This is a genomic window from Bacillus sp. 05T31 (assembly GCF_056396725.1).
The window spans coordinates 1-1,358 of record NZ_JBFTMA010000917.1; the positions used below are offsets into that span (position 1 = coordinate 1).

General features: G+C 37.1%; 1 protein-coding gene. It reads right to left on the minus strand.

What is annotated here, in order from left to right; all coding sequences use genetic code 11:
• Nucleotides 1-1,358: D-alanine--poly(phosphoribitol) ligase subunit DltA (gene dltA, locus AC1DJR_RS29875; protein WP_477004243.1), on the minus strand; the 1,358-nt coding region annotated here is incomplete at both ends.

The following is a 1,358-nucleotide window of genomic DNA, read 5'->3' on the forward strand; positions in this document are numbered from 1 at the left end:
CATTGGAATAGAAGATTGATACATGAATTTACGTGGAATCATGTAGTTTGGTAATCGCTCATTGAGTTCTTTTTTAATTGCAGATGTTAATTTGAATTCTTTTTCAAATGAATGCTCTCCAGGAACAACAACCGCTAATAAATAATCATATTTCTCACCTTTTTTAATTGGAACAATAACTGCTCCTTCTACGTAAGAACACGCACGAAGGTGATGCTCAATTTCTTCTAATTCCATTCGATAACCATGAAGCTTAATTTGGAAATCAAGACGACCATTATAGAATAGAAGACCATTTTCTACATAGCCAGCATCGCCTGTTTTATAGGCGCGCTCACCGTCAATCATAGTAAATGCTTTTTCTGTTAATTCAGGGCTTCCTAAATATCCAACGCTTACGCTTGGACCGACAATTACGATTTCACCTTTTTCACCATCAGGTGCAAGTGTGCCATCTTCTTTCATAATAAGAAGGCGACAGTCTGATTTACAGTAGCCAACTGGAAGTGATTTGTATTGATCAAGCACTTCTTCTGTAACGTGAATACCTGTTACAGCAACAGTAGCCTCTGTTGGACCATACGTATTCATAATTGTAGCTTTTGGGAAACGCTCAATTAATTTTCTAGCCACTTCATTTGGTAATACTTCACCGCAGAATAAGAATGTTTTCATGTTTGGTAGCATACTCTCAGAGAAAGAKGCTTCCATTAAACACATTTCTGCGAAAGATGGTGTCGAAGTCCATACTTGTATATCCGATTGCTTTAAAGAAGCAAACAAGTCTTTTGGACGTGCAATCATATCTTTATCGATTGCCCAAAGTGTACCACCTGTTACTAATGATGGGTAAATATCCATTACAGATAAATCGAATGAGAAAGGTGCTTGGTTTAAGAATACTTGCCCTGTTTGTAAGTTGAAATCTTCTACAGCCCATTTTGTGAAGCTAACAAGGCAGTTATAAGTAATCTGAACCCCTTTCGGATTACCTGTACTTCCTGATGTGTAAATAATGTAGAAGTTCTCATCACCTTTTACCGCATGTTCAGGATTTGGAATGTTCCCTTTATGAGTAAAGAAAATATCTTTTAAGTTGTCTTCACTTACGATGCGAACTGGTAAATCAGTTACAGTTACTTCTGTTCCTGATAAAAGTAATTTCGCACCAGAATTTTCAGCGATACGTTGTACACGATCAGCTGGGATAGATAAATCTACAGGAATGTAAGCATGTCCAGCTTTTACACATCCTAAAAAGTTAATAATCATTTCAGGTTGCATATGGCCATACACCATAATTGGTGAACGATCATCTGGATACTCAGAAGAAATCCAATGTGCTAACGCATCAGAAT